General features: G+C 69.7%; 10 protein-coding genes. 7 read left to right on the top strand and 3 right to left on the bottom strand.

What is annotated here, in order from left to right; genetic code table 11:
- Positions 1–57 precede the first annotated feature (57 nt).
- From J0911_RS08895 to purE, 7 genes are all read left to right on the top strand, one after another.
- Positions 58–1506, top strand: coding sequence for a sensor histidine kinase (locus J0911_RS08895; RefSeq protein ID WP_307864993.1), 1449 nt, complete (start codon positions 58–60; stop codon positions 1504–1506).
- On the top strand, positions 1503–2201 hold the full coding sequence (locus J0911_RS08900; protein ID WP_207275117.1) for a response regulator: 699 nt from the start codon (positions 1503–1505) through the stop codon (positions 2199–2201). Before J0911_RS08895 ends, J0911_RS08900 begins: the two co-directional genes overlap by 4 nt.
- Before the next feature lie 367 nt (positions 2202–2568).
- Positions 2569–6144, top strand: a complete 3576-nt coding sequence (locus J0911_RS21060; RefSeq protein WP_207275119.1) for a LamG domain-containing protein — start codon at positions 2569–2571, stop codon at positions 6142–6144.
- Positions 6145–6284: 140 nt separating this feature from the next.
- A complete protein-coding gene (locus tag J0911_RS08910; RefSeq protein WP_207275120.1) occupies positions 6285–13172 on the top strand; it encodes a polymorphic toxin-type HINT domain-containing protein in 6888 nt (2295 codons plus the stop codon).
- Positions 13173–13174: 2 nt separating this feature from the next.
- Complete coding sequence (locus tag J0911_RS21345; RefSeq protein ID WP_504739184.1) at positions 13175–13441, top strand: YxzC family protein; 267 nt, start codon at positions 13175–13177, stop codon at positions 13439–13441.
- A gap of 285 nt (positions 13442–13726) precedes the next feature.
- Entirely contained in the window at positions 13727–15013 is a 1287-nt protein-coding gene (locus J0911_RS08915; protein ID WP_307864994.1) for a 5-(carboxyamino)imidazole ribonucleotide synthase, read from the top strand.
- Positions 15010–15528 (top strand): 5-(carboxyamino)imidazole ribonucleotide mutase, encoded by a 519-nt coding sequence (purE, locus tag J0911_RS08920; RefSeq protein WP_307864995.1) that lies wholly within the window; start codon positions 15010–15012, stop codon positions 15526–15528. Before J0911_RS08915 ends, purE begins: the two co-directional genes overlap by 4 nt.
- A gap of 27 nt (positions 15529–15555) precedes the next feature.
- Here purE and J0911_RS08925 read toward each other — a convergent pair whose 3' ends face one another.
- The 3 genes from J0911_RS08925 to J0911_RS08935 form a co-directional block, all read right to left on the bottom strand.
- Positions 15556–17175: a DUF5719 family protein gene (locus J0911_RS08925; RefSeq protein WP_207275122.1), complete on the bottom strand. Its 1620-nt coding sequence runs from the start codon at positions 17173–17175 to the stop codon at positions 15556–15558.
- A 72-nt stretch (positions 17176–17247) separates the two neighbouring features.
- A complete protein-coding gene (locus tag J0911_RS08930; protein ID WP_207275123.1) occupies positions 17248–20556 on the bottom strand; it encodes a glycosyltransferase in 3309 nt (1102 codons plus the stop codon).
- A gap of 156 nt (positions 20557–20712) precedes the next feature.
- Entirely contained in the window at positions 20713–20976 is a 264-nt protein-coding gene (locus tag J0911_RS08935) for a WhiB family transcriptional regulator (RefSeq protein WP_225997651.1), read from the bottom strand.
- Between the last annotated feature and the right edge of the window lie 123 nt (positions 20977–21099).

A 21099-nucleotide genomic window follows, 5' to 3' on the forward strand; every position in this document is an offset into this window, starting at 1 on the left:
GCAAATTGCTACCACGGTATGACGCGCCGGTCAACGGCTCGCCATACGCTGGCCACCGTGGAGAGCCCCAGTCTGTACGAACGCGTGTCCGGGTGGTTCGAGCGCCATCGCTTCGCCACCGACGTGACCGTGGCGGTGGTCCTCGGGGGCTTCGTGCTCGTCGCCGCGGTCGGCGCCACCGAGGCGATGGTCTGGGCATCCGGGCTGCCGGGATGGTTCCCCGCCGTGTGGTCCGCGCTCATGATGGTGCCGATGGCCTGGGTGCGGACCCGGCCGGTCGCCTCGACGGGCGCCATGGTGGTGCTCGCGCTGGCCCACATGGGGCTCGGGGTGCCCGTCATGCTCCCTGCCGACCTGATGCTTCCCTACTCCCTCTACGGCCTGACCGCCTACGGGCCGCGGTGGGGACCGCGGGCGGGCATCATCGCGGCGGCGGCCGGCTGTTTCCTGCTCTACCTGGAGACCAAGTTTCTGACCGGCGACACCGGCGGCGGCGCCGAGGCCGCGGGGACCTTCGCCTTCCTCATCTTCTGCACCGCCTGGGCGCTGGGCCTGTTCCGCCGGTCCCGGCGGGCCATGCTGGACGCCCTGCGCGATCGCGCGGAGCGGCTGCAACTGGAGAGCGCCCAGCAGGCGACGATCGCGGCCGGGGCCGAACGCGCGCGCATCGCCCGGGAGATGCACGACGTCGTCGCGCACTCCCTGTCGGTCGTCATCGCCCAGGCCGACGGCGGCCGCTACGCCGCCCGGGCCGACCCGGAGGCGGCGAGCCGTGCCCTGGACACCATCGCGGAGACAGGTCGTGCGGCTCTGGCGGACATGCGCAAGATCCTCGGGGTGCTGCGCACGTCGCCCGAACCGGGTGAGGCGCCGGGCGCACCGGCGTCGTCGGACGGGCCGGGCGCCACGGGCTCCGCCGCCGAGCCGGCTCCGATCGCCCCGCAGCCCGACGTCACCCAGATCGAGGCGCTCGTCGAGCAGTCCCGATCCGACGGGATGCGTGTCTCCTACGCCCGGATCGGCGAGGAGCGCCAGTTGCCGCCAGGCATCGGGCTCAACATCTACCGCGTCGCCCAGGAGGCCCTCACGAACGTGCGCAAGCACGCCGGACCTGACCCCCGGGTGACCGTCCTGATCCGCTGGGGTGAACGCGAGATCGAGATGAAGGTGTCCGACGACGGGCGCGGGCTCGCCTCGAACAACCGGCCCGGTGCCCCCGGCGCGGGGTACGGTCTGGTCGGGATGCGGGAGCGCGCCGAGCTGTTCGGCGGGACGCTCACCGCCGGCGCGAGGTCCGGGGGCGGGTTCCAGGTGCGGTTCGTCGTGCCGGTGCCGGCCGCGCCGTCCGGCGCCGGGCATCTCCGGTTCGCGCCGCACGAGACACCGGCTGACACGCCCGGGGCCGACGGCGCGCCGGCGGACGCTCCCGACGGAGCGCCACCTGGCGCGACGACCGGTGCCACGGCGGGCAGCTCCGCCCGCACAGCGACTGACGAGGAGTCATGACCGAGACCGCCGCCCCGACCCGCGTCGTCCTCGTCGACGACCAGCAGCTCGTCCGTGCGGGACTGCGCATGGTGATCGACTCGCAGCCCGACCTCACCGTCGTCGGCGAGGCGAGTGACGGCCTCCAGGCACTGCGCCTCCTCGCCGCCACCCCGGCCGACGTCGTCCTCATGGACGTGCGGATGCCCAACCTCAACGGCCTGCAGGCCACGGAACGGTTGCTGGGGGGCGACGGCGGAGGTGGTGCCGTACCGCGCGTCGTCGTGCTGACGACGTTCGACCTCGACGAGTACGTGCTCGAGGCGATCCGGGTGGGCGCCAGCGGGTTTCTCCTCAAGGACGCGCCGCCGGAGGAACTGCTCGCCGCCGTGCGGACGGTGCACCGGGGCGACGCGGTGATCGCGCCGTCATCCACGCGGCGGCTGCTGGAGCACCTGGTCACCGCGCTGCCTACGACCGATCCGCACGGCGCGGAGGCGCACCTGGCGCTGGGCGCGCTCACCGAGCGCGAACGCGAGGTGCTCGTGCTGATGGCGCGCGGCCGGTCGAACCAGGAGATCGCGGCGGAGCTGTACGTCGCCGAGGCGACCGTGAAGACGCACGTGGGGCGGGTCCTGGCCAAGCTGGGGGCGCGTGACCGCGTGCAGGCCGTGGTGACGGCGTACGAGACGGGGCTGGTGCGGCCGGGGGCGTGAGTGCCTGTCCGTCGGCATGGTTCAGGGTGCTCGACGGGGCTTCCGGTCGCGTGGGTGACCTGTCGATGGACGGGACTTGGCCGGCAGCTTTCCTGGCCGTGGCACCTTGCCCTGTTGTGGGTGAAATCGTGGCCTGAATAGGGATAAACGTTGACGAGCCCTACTTGAGCCTGGGTAAGTTGTCTGCCGGTCCGGCGGCTCCGCGAGTGTCGTCCTGTTAGAGCGAAATGGAGCAGTCGTGGCGGTTCGACGTTCGATGGCGGTTCGGTGGCCTGTTCTCGTGGCGGCGTTCGTGACCGTCGCTGCCTTGTTCGGTGTGGTGTTGGTGCCGGCGGTGTCGACACCGGCGTTCGCGGATGAACTGCCGGTGACAGATCCCGTGTACGAAGGGCCTGAGGCCGAGGACGGTCCGACCGGGGACGGGCTGGCGGACGACGGTCGGCCGGTTCTCGAGGGAGCGGGTGACGGGTCGCAGCCGGTCGAGGACATCGAGGCGGTCTCACAGGCCGAGTCGGAGGCGCTGGCCGAGGCAGCGGAGACTGGCGAGGCGGTCGAGGTCGTCGCTCAGCGCTCCGAGCAGGGCGAGGTCTGGGCGCAGCCGGACGGCACCCTGGAGGGGCGTTCGTTCGTGGTTCCGCAGTGGACGCGGGCCGACGGTGATTGGGTCCGCGTGGACACCACGCTGCGGGAGGCCGACGGCGTGGTGGTACCGGTGGCTTCGACGGTGGATGTCGAGTTCTCCGCCGGTGGCGACGGGCCGCTGGTGCGGATAGACCGGATGGGCCGCGTGGTCGAGCTGACGTGGCCGGAGCCGCTGCCGAGTCCCGGTCTGGACGGTGACACCGCTACGTACAGCGAGGTACTGGACGGTGTGGACCTGCAGATGACGGCCACGGAAGACGGGTATGCCTCGTACTTCGTGGTGAAGACCCCCGAGGCTGCCACATCGCCGGAGCTGGCCGAGATCCGGTTCTCCCTGGAGACCCAGGGGCTCGACGTCTCGGAGACCGAGGACGGCGGGCTGGAAGCCCGGGACCAGGGCGCGGCCGGTGTGGTGTTCGCGGCTCCGCCGGCGGCGATGTGGGACACGGTTGCCGAGGAGCCGGATCAGGCCGGCGGGGAGTCCGCCGAGGCGACCTCCCTTCGGACGAGCGCTTCGGGTGCCGGCAGCGCGGACACCGCCGCGGACGCGGCGGGCGAGCATGGCGATCCCGACACGTTCGCCGAGGTTGGCGTCGAGGTCTCGGCGGAGCGCGACCGGCTGACGCTGATCCCGGACCAGGGGTTGCTGAACGACCCGGAGACGACGTTCCCCGTGGTGATCGATCCGCAGTGGCACACGCCGAAGGCCGGAGCGTGGGCGTCGCCGAACAAGTCGTACCCGGACAACATGGGCTGGAAGTTCAACGGGAAGTCGACACAGGGCCTGGGCACGTGCACGGGCTGGTCGGACTGCCCGGGCGGGTCGACCTACCGGCTGATGTACCAGTTCGACGTGTCGCGGTTCAAGGGCACCAGGATCCTGTCCGCCGAGTTCGTGGTGAAGAACACGCACTCCGCGGTGTGCTCGAACCACCGTGTCGACCTGTGGCGTGTGGGGGCGATCAACTCGTCCAACACGTCGTGGAACAAGACGAGCAACTCGACGTTCTGGAAGGAACTGATCGCGCACGACTCGTTCCACTACGGCGGGAACCAGTCCACGTGCAACAGCGCGGCGGACGCGGAGTTCGGCATCCGGGACACGGTGCAGCAGTTCGCCGACAACCGTTGGGGGCGCCTGACGCTTGGCATGCGCGCGTACTCCGAGACCAACAAGTCGTACTGGAAGAAGTTCTCGCGCAACGGCTACGTGCGGGTGAAGTACAACCGTGCGCCCAACCGGATCAAGGCGACGCAGCTGTCGATGAACCCCGGCGGCTCCTGCGCGAAGTCGGGGGACGCACCGCGGATCCGGCAAATCGACAAGCTGGTTGCTTCGCAGGCCACGGACCCGGACGGGGACCGACTGCAGGTGCGGTTCACGATCACCGACACGAACAACAACCAGGTGTGGACCTCGGGACTGGTGCCGTCGAGTTCGAAGGCGAATGGGTCGGCGTTCAGCGTGCAGGTGCCCAAGGCGGAGATCCCGGAGAACAAGCTGTTGCGGTGGGCGGTGCGCGTCTGGGACGGGCACGACACGAGCAAGTGGTCGTATGCGGACAGCGGCTGGCGGTGTCACTTCGTGTACGACACCTCACGGCCGAAGGAGCCGACGATCACGTCCGCTCGGTGGCCCGCGTCCGACCCGGAGAACCCGGAGGACCCGTGGCTGGACGGCGTGGGACAGTCCGGTGGCTTCGACTTCTCGACGACCTCGGGCGACGTGGTCAAGTACCGGTACGAAGTCAACGCGCAGCCGACCGGGTCGAGCCGGGAGGTGACCGCGGCGCAAGCGGGCTTCCACTTGATGCCCTCGGAACCAGGCGTCTACACCATCAACGCGCAGGCGCTGGACGCGGCAGGGAACAAGTCGACGACGGCGACCTACCAGGTGCGGATCGGATCGGGCCGGCCCCCGGTCTCCATGTGGGGGTTCGATGGTGCGGCGGCCGACAGTCCGCTGACGCTGTCCGGGGACGCCCATGTCGCCTCGATGCCGGCGGGCGAGCGTGTTGACGGTGACGCGCTGTTGCTTGACGGTGCCGGGGATTCAGGGATGGCGCCATCCTCCGAACGGGTTGCCACGACGTATTCGTTCGCCGTGGAGGCATGGGCGTACCTCGATACCAAGACGCCTGGGCAGGCAGTCGTGGTCTCGCAGGCCGGACCGGACTACATGGACTACAAGCTCTACTACACGGGTTCAGCCGACGGCCGCAGTGATCGTTGGGCGTTCGGCCGGTACACCTCGGACCTGGCGATCATCGGCGTCGGATCGGACGTGCCTGTGCGGACCGGGCGATGGACCCACCTGGTGGGCGTGCACAACTCCATGACAAACCAGTTGCTGATCTACGTCGACGGTGTGCCAAGCACACCGCGATCGTTCTCGGACCCGGTCTCTGAGCTGGGTCCCGTCACCATCGGAGCTGGCCGCTACTCGGCAACCGCGAACCCGACATCGTTCTGGCCGGGCAGAGTCGACGGTGTGAACCTTTATGACCGGATGGTGCCCGTCGGGGAGGCTGCTGCGCTTGCGTACGCCCGGCCGTCGGTCGCGGCGCGTTGGTCGTTCGAGCCGACCACCGTCGACCCCACAGCGTCGCCGGTCACGGTCGCGAGTGAGGTCGACACGACCGGCGGGCAGGGTCCGTCCTTGACGCTGTCCGCGGGCGCCGGGCTGAACCAGGAATGGTGGGTCGACGAGCAGGCGCTTGTGCTGGACGGAGTGGATGGATACGCGGCCACGTCTTCCGTGCCGCTGGACACCTCGAACTCGTTCACCCTGACTGGGTGGGCGCAGGCGGCCGGGGAACTCGACGGGTCCGCGACCGTGGCGGCGATCAACGGGTCGAGCGAGTCTGCCGTGCTGGTTGAGGCGGAACCCGGGATACCGGATGCCGAGGGGGAACCTGCCGGGGTGACCTGGCGGCTGATCATGCGCGACGCAGATGGCTCGAGCGCGACAGTGGCTGAAGCGGTGGACACTTCGGAACTGTCCGCCACCGACTGGACTCACCTGGCGGTCGTGTACGACGCGGCGCGTCGAACGGCCCGCCTGGTGGTCAACGGAAACGACGCCGATGTGAACCCCATGATCGAGAACGTCGACGTCTTCTCTGCCAGTGCCTCGGTTTCGGTGGGGCGTGGACGGTCAGCCGGCGCTTGGGGCGGGTACTGGCCCGGCCAGGTCGATGACGTGTGGCTGTTCAACGGCACCTTGTCAGATGCGCAGATCAACCAGTTCCTCCACACCCAGTTCGGCATGCCGACCGAGGTTCCGGGGGGCGCGGAGTGAGCAACAACCGAACACGATCCTCACGGGTGAAGGCCGCCGGGCGGCGCGGGAATGCGACGAAGCAGGAGAAAATGACGAGGATCTTGACCGCCCACGGCGCTTCTCGTAGAGACAGGCGCTGGTTGCAGCTGGTTGCTGGGATGATCGTGACCGGCTCCCTGGTCGGGACCCTCCTGGTGCCGGTCATGACGGCCCCGGCCGCCGCTGCGACGGTCGACCCACCTGATCCGGAGCCAGGTGTCGTGGTCGCCGGCGAGGACCACACGAAGGTGGCTGCCGCGAACACGGACATGCTGCCGGAGGTTGAGGCGCCGGCTGCCGACCTGCCTGAGCGGGGATCTGCGACCGTTCCCGTCGAACCCAGTGGTGTGACTCGTCGGAACGGAGCGGGCGCGGACCCCGACGAGAGTTCTGCTTGGCGCCCCACGCAGGTCGGTGGGATTCCGATCGCGTTCTCACCGGCAGGGGGCGCGAGCATCGAGGAAGTCGCCGTGCGCGTCCGCGAGGGCAAGGCTTCCGGGAACCCCGTAATCGAGTTGAGCCTGCCTGCAGGATCGACACCACAGGCCGCGAAGAATCACGACACGACCGACGTCGGCAATGTGACTACGGCGACCGTCGACGTGCAGGTCGACTATTCCGCGTTCGCCGGCGCGTTCGGCGGCGACTATGCCGGCCGGCTCACGCTGGTGAACGAGAACGGAACACCGGTCGACACGGTGAACGACGCGGAGAAGCAGACGCTGACCGCGCAGGGCGTCGAGCTGAGTGCTACCTCGCCGACGACGTTGGCTGTGGCGGCTACGACGGCAGGTGACACAGGGGATTTCGGCGCGACGCCGTTGGCGAAGGCTGCATCGTGGTCGACGGATCTGCGGTCGGGTTCGTTCGCGTGGAACTATCCGATCGGTGTGCCGGATGTCCCTGGGTCTTTCACGCCGACGCTGGGACTTTCGTACAACTCGGGCGGGATCGATGGGCGCACCTCGAGCACGAACAACCAGGCTTCGCTGGTGGGCGACGGGTTTGATCTGTGGCCCGGCTACATCGAGCGCAAGTACAAGTCCTGCTCGATCGACGACGTCAAGAACGATGAGGGTCGCGCGATCGGCGACCAGTGCTGGGACTACGACAACGCGCACATCTCGTTCAACGGCGCGGCCGGCGAGTTGGTACCTGACGGCGAGAATTCCTGGCGTCTGGCCAAGGACGACGGCACGAAGGTCGATCTGCTCACGAACAGCGCTCGCGCCAACGGTGACAACAACAACGAGTACTGGCGAGTGACGACTCCTGAAGGTGTGAAGTACTTCTTCGGCTATCACCGTTTGCCGGGCTGGAGCTCGGGCGACAGGGCGACGAACTCGACATGGACGGTTCCGGTCCTGGGTGACGACGCGGGAGATCCCTGCCATGCGTCCACGCGGGCTGGGTCCGTGTGTGATCAGGGGTGGCGGTGGAACCTGGACTACGCGGTGGACCCTGCGGGGAACGTGATCGCCTACTACTACAGCAAGGGCAACAATTCCTACGGCAGCCTGGGGGATCCGGAGAACAACGTTCGCTACACGCGAGGCGGGACGCTCAACCGGATCGACTACGGCCTGGATTCGTCGGATGTGTCAGGGGCGACGCCACTGGGGCGGGTGACGTTCGGATACAGCGAACGGTGTATTCCCGGCGCTGTCGAGGGATTCGGGTGTAGCGCCATCAACGAACAGCCCAACGGCTGGTTCGACACGCCGTGGGACCTGAACTGCAGCGCGACGGCGACGTGCGACAACGGCCGTACCTCTCCGTCGTTCTGGGGCCGCAAGCGCCTGACGTCGATCGCCACGAAGGTGAACGTCGACGGTGCGTTCACGCCGGTGGACTCGTGGGACCTGACGCATGAGTGGGGGACCGCGGACACCGACTATCAGCTGCTGCTGAAGTCGATCATCCGCACCGGAGAGACCGGTCATGCCACGGACGCCGACCTGGCCGGTGACATCACGTTGCCGCCGGTCGAGTTCGGCTACGAGCAACTGGTCAACCGGTTGGACGAAACGGGGGACGGGCAGGCCCCGTTCGTCAAGGCTCGCCTGGCCACCATCGTGGACGAGACCGGGGGACAGGTCGACGTCGGTTACTCCGAACCGGCGTGCGACGCGACGAACCTCCCGGCGGAGAACACCAACACCACCCGCTGTTTCCCGCAGCGTCGGCTGCCCGGGGCGGATCTGTCGCCGGTCACGGACTGGTTCAACAAATACGTCGTCACCTCCACGGTGACGACCGACAGGACGGGCGGCGCACCGGACACCGAGACGCGTTACCAGTACCTGGGTGGGGGCGCCTGGCACTGGGACGACGCCACCGGTATCACACCGGATGAGGAGAAGACCTGGTCGGACTGGCGCGGCTACGGCCACGTGCGGACCACGAAGGGGTCAGTGACCGAGCAGATCAGCCAGTCGGAATCCTGGTTTCTGCGCGGCATGGACGGTGACCGCTCCGACCGGTCCGGCGGCACTCGTTCCGTCGAGGTCGAGCTCGGCACCGGCGAAGGAGACCCGATCGCTGACAGCGATTGGCTGTCCGGCTTCACCTACAAGACGGCCCAGTACTCCGAGATCGACGGCCAGGTCCTGTCCAAGTCGGTCAATCGGCCCTGGTGGCACCGTACGGCCATCAGTCAGCGTGACTGGGGCACCATCCGATCTGGATTTCTCCGCACGGCCGAGACGAAGACGTGGACCTCGCTGGGGACCGGCGGGTCGCCCTGGCGTGTGACGCAGACCAACACCACGTATGACGACACGGTGGCCGGCAGAGTGCTCGAGGTCACCGACCGTGGGGACACGAGCACGAGTGGTGACGAGCGCTGCTCGAAGATGGAGTACGCCACCAACACCACCAAGAACATCTTGGGCCTGCACGAACGCAAGCAGACTTGGGCGGTGCGGTGCGACCAGACGCCTGACCGCGTGAACGGCGACGTCATCAACGACGTCCGCTACGCCTACGACGGTCAGGGATATGGGGCCGCACCGACGGCGGGGCGCATCACCCGGACCGCCGATCTCGCCGGGTTCGACGGTACGACTGCCCAGTACGTCGAAGCGTCTTCCACCTACGACGCCTACGGCCGGGTCACGTCGGTGACCGACCTGTCCGCTGATTTGGCCGTGACGTCGAACGGCGAGGGCGCACTGACGCGCACGCCCCGGTCCGACGGCCGGACCGCGACCACGTCATACACCCCGGCCAGTGGGTTTGCCACCTCGATGACCGAGACCACACCGCCTGCCACGCCAGGGGACTCCGCGACGGCACTGGCCAACACCACGACACTCGATCCGCGGCGCGGGACACCCACGCGTGTCGTGGACACCAATGGCAAGAACACGTTCGTGCGCACCGACGCGCTGGGGCGCACGGTCAAGGTGTGGCTGTCGAACCGGGCGACCTCTTCGACGCCCTCCATGCAGTACACCTACCGGATTGCCAAGAACACACCGGTCGCGGTCGGTACCGCAACGATCAACGACGCGGAACAGCAGCAGACTTCCTGGACGATCTACGACGGGCAACTGCGCGAACGACAGACCCAGTCCCCGGGGCCTGAGGGTGGCCGGATCATCACCGATACGTTCTATGACGCGCGCGGTCTCAACCACCAGTCCTACGAGCCGTACTACAACGACCAAGCACCGAACGCGGCAATCTTCGACCCGTATGACTCGTCGGCCGTCGACACGATGATCCGCACCGACTTCGACGGCACAGGCCGTCCGACCAGGTCGCGGACGATGTACAGCGATTCGGACGGGGAATACACGGTCGGCGCAACCAGGTGGATCTATCGCGGCGACCGCACGACGACGATCCCGCCGAGCGGCGCGACGGCAATGACCGCGATCACGGATGCACGGGGGCAGACGGTCGAACTGCGTCGGCACGAGGATGCCGCCTCCGCCGGTCCTGAGGACACTTCAGGGTTCGACTCGACCAGCTACACATACACAACCCGCGGGGAACTGGCGACGGTCGCCGACCCGGAAGGTAACCAGTGGTCCTACGAGTTCGACCAGCGCGGCCGGCAGGTATCGGCTACCGATCCCGATGCAGGGACCACGACCAGCACCTATGACGACCGTGGCCAACTGGTTATGACCACCAATGCCGCGAACGAGACGACGTGGAACGCCTATGACGGTCTCGGGCGACCGATCGAGACTCGTCAGGATGGCCCGACCGGAGAGCTGATCTCTTCGTGGACCTACGACACGGTCTCGGGAGCCAAGGGACAGCCGGCGTCGTCCACGTCGTACGTGGACGGCAACGCGTACACGACGCGCGTCACCCACTACGACTCGCTGTACCGGCCGCTGCGCAACCTGGTACAGATCCCCGCGGTCGAGGGCGACCTGGCCGGCAACTACATGACCAGCACGGGCTACACCCCCGCTGGCAACATCAGCGGTATCGGAATGCCTGCTGCGGGATCGCTTCCGGGCCAGGCTGTCGTGTTCGACTACGACGACGCCACCAACTGGCTGCGCGACGTCGACTTCGCCAACGGCCTGCACGCCGAAAGCACCTACGACTACACCGGCAAACTGACCCAGATCGACATGTCCACGGGCCTGGGCCGGAACGTGTACGCCACCAACACCTACGAGGACGGCACCAACAGGCTGTCCACCTTCCGCGTCGACCGGCTCGACCAGCTCGGCGTGGACCGGTACGAGACATACGAGTACGACGACGCCGGGAACGTCCTGTCCCTCAAGGACGTGTCTCGCACCGGTACGGACGTGCAGTGCTTCACATACGACCACCTGACCCAGCTCACCGAAGCGTGGGCGCAGGACACGCCGGGTTGCGAGTCGGGTGGAGCTGCTGCCGAGACGGCTGGCACCCTGGGTGGCCCAGCCCCCTACTGGCACGAATGGACCTACGACGGGGCCGGCTCCCGGCAGAGCGAAATTCTCCACGGCATCGGCGGCACGGACACACCTACTGACGTATCGCGCCAGTACACCTACGACACCGCCCAGCCCCACACGGCCACGTCCGTGAACCAGCAGGTCGCCGCCGGTGACAGCAGCCCGGCGGTTGACTCGCTCGAGCAGTACGCCTACGACGCGGTGGGGCGAACCATCTCCCGCCAGATCAACGGTGACACGCAGACGCTGGACTGGGGTCCCGACGGTCGCCTTGCAGCGGTCACAAACGCCGACGAGTCCGGCGCAGAGTACATCTACGACGCAGACGGGCAGCGGCTCATCGGTCGCAGTACCGACGCCGATGGCGCTACCGAAAGCACCCTGTACCTCGGGCACACCGAGATCACGGTCAGCTCGGCCGAACCTGGCGTGGAACGCGCTACCCGCTACATCGACGTTGGCGGTGGGCACGTGGCCGTGATCGACGACCAGGGTGGCACTGAGTTCGTCATGGCCGACCACCACGGCACCGGCCAACTCACCATCAACGCCGCCGACACCTCACAGGTCTCCCAACGCCGCACCACTCCGTTCGGCACCGAACGCGGCACCGACAGCATCCCCCTCGGAGAATGGCCCGGCTCGCGCGGATTCGTCGGCGGCTACGACGACCGTGAAACCACCGTCCTGGTCTCTTTGGGAGCACGCGAGTACGACCCTGCTCTGGGCAGATTCATCAGTCTGGATCCGATCATGGACCTGACTGACCCGACTCAGATGCACGGGTACAACTACGCCAACAACAGTCCCATCACTCTGTCTGATCCCGACGGTCTCGAACCGCGCCCGTGGCACGAGGAAGACAAGGGCTTCTCTGATTTCGACGACGAGGTCATCGACGACTATGACGGCGACCTGGATGGAAGCACCGTCGCGGGCGGCGGTCTCTGGGGCGCGGGCGGGGACACGTCCGACACCGGCGGCGGAGCTGCGGCCGACGGCGCCGGCAGCCAAGGTCCTGCCTCGACCGGTCCCACAGCCCAAGAGATCGCTCATGCCCAGGAAGTGATGGACAAGTCCATCACGGACGTCGCCTTCGAGCTCGGCTTCGAGGCCATCAAGGACTTCATCGGCTGGAACGACCTCATGGGCTGCGTCAACGACGGCTCGGTCGGTGCCTGCGCCTCACTTGTTCTCGGCGTCGTCCCCATAGGCAAGGTCGCCAAGGCGCTCAAGGTCGTCACAAACATCGTCATCGGCGGCATCAAGTTCTACAACCAGCAGAAGAAGGCTCGCAAGCTTCTCGAGGCTGCCGGGAGCACATGCAACAGCTTCGCACCGGGAACACTGGTCCTGCTCGCAGATGGCACCTGGAAACCTATCGAGGACATCGAACTCGGGGACGACGTCCTCGCCGCAGATGAAGACACAGGCGAGACAACCCAAGGGCGCGAAGTTACCGCCCTCATTACTGGTGAGGGTGAAAAGACGCTGGTCACCCTCGTCGTGACCGACGATCGCGGCGACACGCAACAGATCGTCGCCACCGACGAGCACCCATTCTGGGTGTCCGAGCTTGAGGCCTGGGTCGACGCGATCGACTTGACCTCCGGAGATTGGCTTCAGACCTCGGCAGGAACACGGGCGCAGGTTACGGCGGTTCATCTCCAGCGTAATCACGCGGTCGTTCATAACCTGGCTGTGGCGACCGATCACACTTACTACGTCGCCGCTGACGAGGATGCCAGTCCACTTCTCGTCCACAATGACTCCTGTCCCTTGCTGCCATCGGATGAGGCCCGTGCTGCCTTCAACAAACAGCTGAAGAAGTACGGCAAGGACGGATTCAAAGTGCTTGAGGGTGGTCGGGTCCGATTTTATGGCAGAGTGTCTCCCGCTTCTAACCCTGGCGAAATGGTAGGACGTCGGATGGTTCGTGAGTGGGATCCGATAACGGGGGGTAAGAGGATCTGGCATGAAACTATCGACGGCGATGGTCAAGTGCGGATCGTGCGTCCTGACGTTAACGTAACAGGCGGATCCAAAGTGCACTACGTGTTCGACCGTTCTGGGAGATTTACTGGGAGATTCTAGCGATGGGTGTTTTAAATAGGTTGGACGTGATGTTCCGCCTTCGAGGGCTCTCTGCTGCCCGCACAAGCCGGTCCGAAGTTGCGGAGTGGGCGATGGGATTTTTGCGAGACGAAGAGATGGAGATTCGTGACCGATGTATTGAGATTGCACTTGATCGAATGGCTGGTGCCGACCTATTGGTTGCTCCTGGAGAATGGTTGCACAGTCGTGAAGATTTCCGGCTATGGCTCCGCGAGTTCAAGCAATGTGTTGGAGATGGCGGGGAATAGGAGTTAGCTCGTGGAAATCGGCTTGGGCGCCGGCCAGGTCCAGGACACGACTCCGGCGTTGGCTGGGTGCGGGGCGTCAGCCATGGTCGAGTCGGCCAGTTCCACCCAGAGGCACTGCCGTGAGCAAGATTCAGATGGCGTCGTTCGACCGCGGTGGAACCGCTGGGGAACTTGTCCTTGCTGACCATCGGCTGGATCGATGGCAGGATGAGCGACGCGGTTTGGGTCGAGGGCAGGCCTGAGCGCATGTCTTGCTCGGCCCTCGTGCCGGTACCCTTGATCCACGTGACTCCCCCCGTGATCGCCGTCGTCGGCGGCGGACAGCTCGCCCGGATGATGGCCCCCGCAGCCGCGGAACTCGGAGTGCATCTCCGCGTCCTCGTCGAGAGCCCAGGCACCTCCGCCGCTCAGGTCGTGACGGACGCTCCGGTCGGTGCGGCGTCCGAGGAGGCCACGATCCGTGCCCTCATCGCCCCGCCCGGCGGTCAGGACGCGGCCGACGTCCTGACCTTCGAGCACGAGCACGTGCCGAACGCCCTGCTCACCGACCTGATCGAGCACGGGACGCCGGTGCGTCCCGGCCCGCACGCCCTTGTCGCCGCGCAGGACAAGATCGTCATGCGCACGCGCCTGGGCGAGCTCGGCGTGCCGTGCCCGCGCTGGCGCGCACTGCCGTCCACGGTCGACGGGGGCAGGGCGGCGCTCACGGAGTTCCTGGCCGAGGTCGGCGGTGAGGCGGTCGTCAAGCTGGCCCGCGGCGGCTACGACGGCAAGGGCGTCCGCGTGGTCTCCGGCGCGGACGAGGCCGACGACTGGCTGGTCGCGGCCAGTGAGGGCGGGCCGCCGGTGCTCGTCGAGGAGAAGGCGCCCTTCCGGCGCGAGCTGTCCGCGCTCGTGGCGCGTCGTCCGTCCGGCGAGGTCCGCACCTGGCCTGTGGTCGAGTCGATCCAGCGCGACGGCGTGTGCGCGGAGGTGGTCGCCCCGGCGCCGGACCTGTCCGACGACGTCGCCGCGCAGGCCCGCGAGATCGCCGTCGCCGTCGCGGAGGGGCTCGACGTGACGGGCGTGCTGGCGGTGGAGCTGTTCGAGGTGCCGAGCGACCAGTCCGACCCCGGTGGTCCGACGACGGTCCTGGTGAACGAACTCGCGATGCGCCCGCACAACTCGGGCCACTGGACCATCGACGGGTCGGTGACGAGCCAGTTCGAGCAGCATCTGCGCGCGGTCCTGGACCTGCCGCTCGGGTCGACGGACCCGGTCGCGCCGTGGACCGTGATGGTGAACGTGCTCGGTTCCACGCGCGAGGAACTGACCGATGCGTTGCCGGAACTGCTCGAGCGCTTCGACACGGCCCGGGTCAACCTGTACGGCAAGGGCATCCGCCCCGGCCGCAAGCTGGGCCATGTGAACGTGAGCGGCACCGACCTCGACGAGGTGCGCGCCGCCGCCAGGGCAGCCGCGGCCCTCCTGATGGGGGACGATGACGGTGGCCGGGCGTACAGCACAGGTGCGAGGGCGGAGTCCGCCGTTCCCGTGGCCGGGCCCGCCGAGACGAAGGAGAACGCACGGTGAGCACCAACCCGCAGGTCGGAATCGTCATGGGGTCCGACTCGGACTGGCCCGTGATGCGCGCGGCGGCAGATGCGCTTGCCGAGTTCGACGTCCCGGTCGAGATCGACGTCGTCTCCGCGCACCGCATGCCGACGGAGATGATCGACTACGGCCGCGCCGCCGCCGGGCGCGGCCTGCGAGCGATCATCGCGGGCGCGGGCGGGGCGGCCCACCTGCCCGGCATGCTCGCGGCCGTGACACCGCTGCCCGTGATCGGCGTGCCCGTCCCGCTCAAGTACCTGGACGGCATGGACTCGCTGCTCTCGATCGTGCAGATGCCGGCGGGCGTGCCGGTCGCCACGGTGTCGATCGGCGGCGCCCGCAACGCGGGCCTTCTCGCGGTCCGCATCCTGGCCTCCGGCACGGACGAGGCCGCGGCCACGCTCCGCGAGCGGATGGTGGCCTTCCAGTCCGACCTCCGCGACGTCGCCCACACCAAGGGCGACAAGCTCCGCGCGTCCGTAGCTGAGGAGTAGCTCCTCCCCTGGCAGCAGATTCTGCCGTCAGTCCGCCACCACGTCCCGTACGGCGACCGTGCTCTCCGTCGCCGCCGTCTTCGGCGGGGTGAGGGTCGCGATCAGCGAGCCGTCGGTCAGCCGCAGGGACCATACCGCGGGCGTGTCGCCGCCGGCGGTCAGGCCGATCGCGGCCACGTCGTCGCCCAGCGGTTCCAGGGACTCGTCCGACAGGTCGACGTCCTCGCCCGCGGGGATCTCGACGTCGTGCGTGCCCGTCTCGGTCCCGTCCGCCGCGTAGCCGGTGACCGTGACCTCGGCCGTACCGGTCGGGTCGGTGTCCTCGCCCCGTGCGGCCGGGACGGCGGCGACGTTCACCGCCCACGACACGTCGTCGGGCACGGCGAGCAGGCCGGAGGAGGGCTGTCGCGCACCCGCCTCGCCGCCGGCCGTGTCCGCACCGGCGCCCGCGTCGCCGTCGTCGGTCCCGTCGGACATCCCCGCCGCGCCGCCGTCGTCCACCGCCTGCCCGGCGATCCATGCCGTGTCGTACGGGTCCTCGCCGACGGGGGAGTCCTCGGGCGCCGAGCCGCGTCGGTGCACCAGCCCGCCGGCGACCACCGGCACCGCCGCGTCCACGACCACGGCGTACCGTCCCCGGGGCAGTCCGCCGAGCGGGATGTCGGTCACGGCCCCGGCGTGCAACGAGATCTCGTCGATCCCGCGCAGCCATTCGCGACCGTCCTTCCCGTACACGCTGAGCCGTACCGTCCCGTCGTGGTCGCCCGGGGCGAGCAGCCGGATCGCCGGCGCGCCGGGATCCTCCACGGACTCGCCGCGGCTGTCCACCCCGACCACGGCCACGGCCGACGCCGGCGCGGCACCTCCGGTCACGAGGTCCGCACCCTGCGGCACCAGCCCGTCGATCCGGTGATGCTGCAGGTACGCCGCCACGCGGGCGCCCTGGCTCACCGCGTGCACCACGATGCGCCCCTGCTGGGGGGCGATCGCCTCGAGGGTGGTCGACACCTGCTGTCCCGCCGGCACCACGACGACGGCCTGCCCGCCGAGCGTGACCGCCCCCGACGGACCCCACACCTCCAGCGACACCGAGGCCGCGGTGCGCCCCGGGTTCTGCAGCAGGAGGCGCGAGCTCGACCCGACCTCGGACGACCCGCCCACGAGCCAGTGCTCGATCGCCGGTTCCCGGCAGGCGCCCGCCACGAGCCCGCGCAGGTCGCCGGCCGTCGTGACCGACGTCGCCGTGGCCGCCGCGACCGCGCCCGGCCCGGCCCGGACCACACGTGCCGCTTCGGCGCCCGTCCCGTCACCGCTCCCTTCCCCTTCCGCGGCCCGGCCGTCGTCCTCGACGGTGGACTCCCGCCCGTCGAGTCCGACGACGTCGGGCGCCTCGGCGGCGACCGCCAGGCCGGACTCGGTCTCGACCGGGCTGGCGTCGAACTGGTCGTCGCCGACGTCCTCCTGGACGAGTTCGGCGGGCGACGGGCAGACCAGCGTCGTCTCGCCGGGTGCGGTCTCGACCGTGCGGGGAGGAACCGTGCCGGTCGCGTCGCCCGGGACGTGCTGGGCGAGCATCGCGACCGCCGCGACGCACGCCACGCTGATGGCGTGCGCGCCCACGCGCCGTGTCGTCCTCCAGGCGGTCATCGTGACCGCCTCCGCCGTGTCGTCGTCCTCGTCGTCACCGTGATCGCCTCCGCCACGTGGTCGTTCGGCTCGTCATCGTGGCCTCCGTCCTCGCACCGGTAGCGCGAGCAGCGCGAACACCGCGCCGACGAGGCCCAGTGCGAACAGCCATCCGGTGCGGTGCGGCGTGTGGTGGACGATGTCGAGGCGGCCGCCCTCGGTCCCCAGCTCGAAGCCCTGCAGGGCTGCCCCGGCGGCGTGCACCTCGACCGGCTCCAGGCGGCGCCCGTCGAGCGTCGCCGACCAGTGCGGGTCGGCCGACTCGGCGATCACGACCCGCCGGCCCGCGTCGCCCGGCGCCACGTCGACGTGCACGCTCGGACCGCCGGACGCCAGCGGGGTGACCGACCGGCCGTCCTCGACCCGCGCCCATCCTGGGGACGGGTCCTGTTCGGTCCGCACGCGCCAGAGCGTGACGGGCTGTCCCTGCGTCACACGTTCCACCCCGGGGATCATGTCCAGCGACGCCGTCAGCTCGGCGTTCCCGACGGCCCGGCCCGAACCGTCCGTGGCGTCGTCGCCCACGTCCGGGGTCGAGACCTGGACGGCTCCGATCCCGAGCGCGGCGAGCCGCTCGGCCACGTCGGGGTCGTTCCCTGCGGCGAGCCGGACGGCGACGTCGTCGACGGCGCCCCGCGCGGTGTCCTCGGCGTGCGCTCCGGCGGCCACCGACGCGTCCACGAGCTGTGTCCCGTCCTCCCGGAGCAGTGCGTACTCGACGGCGCCGTCGTCGCCGGTCCCGAGCTGGAGCACGCGTGCCTGCCTGGGCGCAGCCTGCATCTGCTGCCCGACGGCGGGAACCGCGGGATCCGCGGTGGCGTGCATGCCGTCCTCGGACAGCGGCCCACCGAGATACCACGAGGCGAGACCGGCCGCGCTCACGAGGCCGATGGTGAGAGGCACTGCGACCCCGGCGACCGCCACGGTCCGCGCGGCCCGGCGCGCTCTCACCGCCCGCGTGGTGCACAGCGCGGCACCACCGAGGCCGAGCAGCACGACCGAGGCGAGGGCCGTGCCCGAGCCCCGGCCGCCCAGGACGCCGGCCTCCAGGCCGAGCGCCTCGAGCGCTCGTGCGCCGAGGCCGCCCGGACCGGCGCCGGCCAGCACCACGACGGTGAGCCCGGCGGCGGCGAGGATCCAGCCGACGCGCGCTCCCGCGGCCCGGCGGCCGACCAGCGCGACGAGTGCCACGGCGCCGAGCAGACCGCCGAGCAGGTACGGCCCCAGCTCCAGACCCGGCCACGTGCCACCGAACCACGCGCCCGGGTCGGCGGACTGGCCGAGCATCACTTCCCACCCGGCGGGCCCGCCGCCCGCGAAATGGTCCGGCGGAGCGAGCGGGTCGGCCACGAGGACACCGAGGTCGCCGGTGCGCCCCACGTGGATCAGCAGGGGTGCACACGCGACCAGGGCAGGCAGGGCCGCCAGAGCCAGGTGGACCCGGCGGGACGGAGCGGCGAACGCCGCGGCGGCCAGCACCACGACGGCGACCGGCAGCAGTACGGGCGCGCCGGACACGGCGACGGCCAGCATCAGCCCCGCCGCTCCGGCGGCGCCGAGACGATGACCGCGTCCCTCCTCGACGAACGCGCCGTCGAGCACCGGCCGGTCGTTGACCGCGTCGACGCTGGACCGGGTGGGCAGGTCGATCCGCTGCGCACCGACGGACCGGACAAGAGCCAGAGCCACCCACGGCAGCGCGAGGTGCGCCACGAGCGCCCCGAGCAGGCCTTGCGACAGCGCGCCCAGCAGCGGCGGAGCGGCCGCCCACGCGAACGCCGCGACGGCCCGCACCCACACCGAGCGGGTCACGGCCCCCGCAGCGGCCCAGCCGCCGAGGGCGGCCAGGGGGAGCGCCACGACGAACAGCACGTGGACGGCGGTCTGCAGCGAGTCCCCGGCCAGCAGGGCGAGCACGGTCAGCGTGAGCAGCAGCGGATCCCCCGGCGCGCTCTCCCCGAGGCCCGACCGCACCCAGCCCGACGTCGCGGCCGTCCACACCTGGCCCGTGTCGGAAGCCGCCGGCAGGAGCGCACCCCCGACGAGCCGGCCGCCCGAGGCGAGCGTGCCGAGCACCGGACCGAACACGGCGGCGGCCAGACCCGTCGCGACGACCATGACGAGCGCCAGCACCATGCGCCTGCGGGCCGCGATGCGGCGCAGATCCTCTCGGTCCAGGTCGTCGGGGCCGGTGTACCGGGCGTCGGCGCGTGCCAGGCGCCGCTCGCGAAGTTCCCGGAGGGTCTGACGCCAGGTGCCGAGCAGCGGGCGCAGCACGCGGTACGGCTGGGTCGAGCTCCGTGCCGTGCGGCGCCGCGCCCGCAGGACGCTGCTCAGGCCGAGCAGCATCCACAGCGGGGCCATCAGCTCGTCGCGGGCGGCGGCCGGCTGCTTCACGGCGAGCCGGTAGGCCGCCCGGAACGGCGCGCCGGCCACGACCGCGAGCATCACCCAGCCGAGCAGCCAGGAGGACGCGGCGACGAGCCGGAAGCGCAGCTGCGCGCGGCGCATCCGGGTCCGGTGGGAGGGGTCGGCGAGCGACTGCTGCGCATGCCGCACCACGGCACCGGGCACGACGATCACGCGGTGCCCGGCCAGCCGTACCCGGCGGCAGAACTCGAGGGAGTCCCCGAACGGTCCGTACTCGGCGTCGGTCCCGTCCAGATCGCGCCACACCGACGTGCGCACCAGCGCCCCGGCCAGGCCGACGGCGAGCACGTCCTCGCGTGCGTCGTGCTGGCCCTGGTCGATCTCGGTCTCGTCCAGCCCCGTCATCCGCCGACCCAGCGGGGAGACGGTGTAGCCGACCTGGAGCAGGACGCCGCGGTCGGCCCCGGCGGGGTCACGCGGCGTCCCGTCGTCGTCAGCCTCCCACTTGCGCTGCTTGCAGCCGGCCACGGCGACCGTGCTGGTGTGCTCCACCGAGCGGAGCAGGGTCGCCAGTGCGCCCGGCGCGGGGGCGGAGTCGTCGTGCAGGAGCCAGAGCCAGTCCGGGGTGGGCGCGTCGGACGAGGCGGAGATCTCGGCGATCGCGGCGTTGACCGCGTCGCCGAAGGACCGCGAATGGCTCGCGGCGACGTAGCGCGCACCGTCGAGGCTGAGACCCCGGTGCGCGGCCGTCGAGGGCGCGGTGTCGACGTCGACGACGACCACCGAGTGCGGTGCCGGGGACTGCGCCCGCACCGCGGCGAGCGTCGCCTCGAGGTAGGGACTGCGTCCGCGCGTGACGACCACGGCCGTCACGGTGACAACGGTGGGGACAGCTCCGGTGACCGACCTGACCGCGGCGAGTGCGGTGTCGGTGGTGCGGCGGGGCGGGAGCCCGGTGGGTGGCGACGTCATCTCGCCGACCATCATGCGCATCGTGAGCCGGATCCGCAGGGTAAGAAGGGAATCCGGCGTGTCGCGCTCCGCCGGGCGTGTTCCCTGGCAGAATGCCCGTCCGGCGCGGGCCGCGAGCCGTCGGCGCGAGAGCCCGACGGCAGGGTGGGCGACGGGTCAGACCGCGCGCCGCTTGAGCTTGCGCCGCTCCCGCTCGGAGAGGCCGCCCCAGATGCCGAACCGCTCGTCGTTCGCAAGGGCGTAGTCCAGGCACTCGGCCTTGACCTCACAGCCCTGACAGACCTTCTTGGCCTCGCGCGTGGAGCCGCCCTTCTCCGGGAAGAACGCCTCGGGGTCGGTCTGCGCGCACAGCGCTCGTTCCTGCCAGCCGAGCAGGGCGTCGTCCTGCTCCTCGTCGAAGAGCGACAGCACGTCCGCCATGGTCTCGCTCGGGCGTTCGGTGTCGGACGGAATCTCGCCGTCCGGTTCCAGCATGTCCCACATGATGTGCCCCTCCATGCCGCCTCTGTCGGTCATGTGTCGCGCGTGTCCGCGCTCTTGCTT

It is taken from the genome of Myceligenerans salitolerans (genome assembly GCF_017349295.1).
GTDB classification, from domain to species: domain Bacteria; phylum Actinomycetota; class Actinomycetes; order Actinomycetales; family Cellulomonadaceae; genus Myceligenerans; species Myceligenerans salitolerans.

What these genes read in the sequence shown, in the direction of transcription:
- J0911_RS08910 (WP_207275120.1), top strand. Translation starts at nt 6,285, where the DNA reads ATGATCGTGACCGGCTCCCTGGTCGGGACCCTCCTGGTGCCGGTCATG.
- J0911_RS21345 (WP_504739184.1), top strand. Translation starts at nt 13,175, where the DNA reads ATGGGTGTTTTAAATAGGTTGGACGTGATGTTCCGCCTTCGAGGGCTC.
- J0911_RS08930 (WP_207275123.1), bottom strand. Translation starts at nt 20,556, where the DNA reads ATGACGTCGCCACCCACCGGGCTCCCGCCCCGCCGCACCACCGACACC.
- J0911_RS08935 (WP_225997651.1), bottom strand. Translation starts at nt 20,976, where the DNA reads ATGGCGGACGTGCTGTCGCTCTTCGACGAGGAGCAGGACGACGCCCTG.
- J0911_RS08900 (WP_207275117.1), top strand. Translation starts at nt 1,503, where the DNA reads ATGACCGAGACCGCCGCCCCGACCCGCGTCGTCCTCGTCGACGACCAG.
- J0911_RS08925 (WP_207275122.1), bottom strand. Translation starts at nt 17,175, where the DNA reads ATGACCGCCTGGAGGACGACACGGCGCGTGGGCGCGCACGCCATCAGC.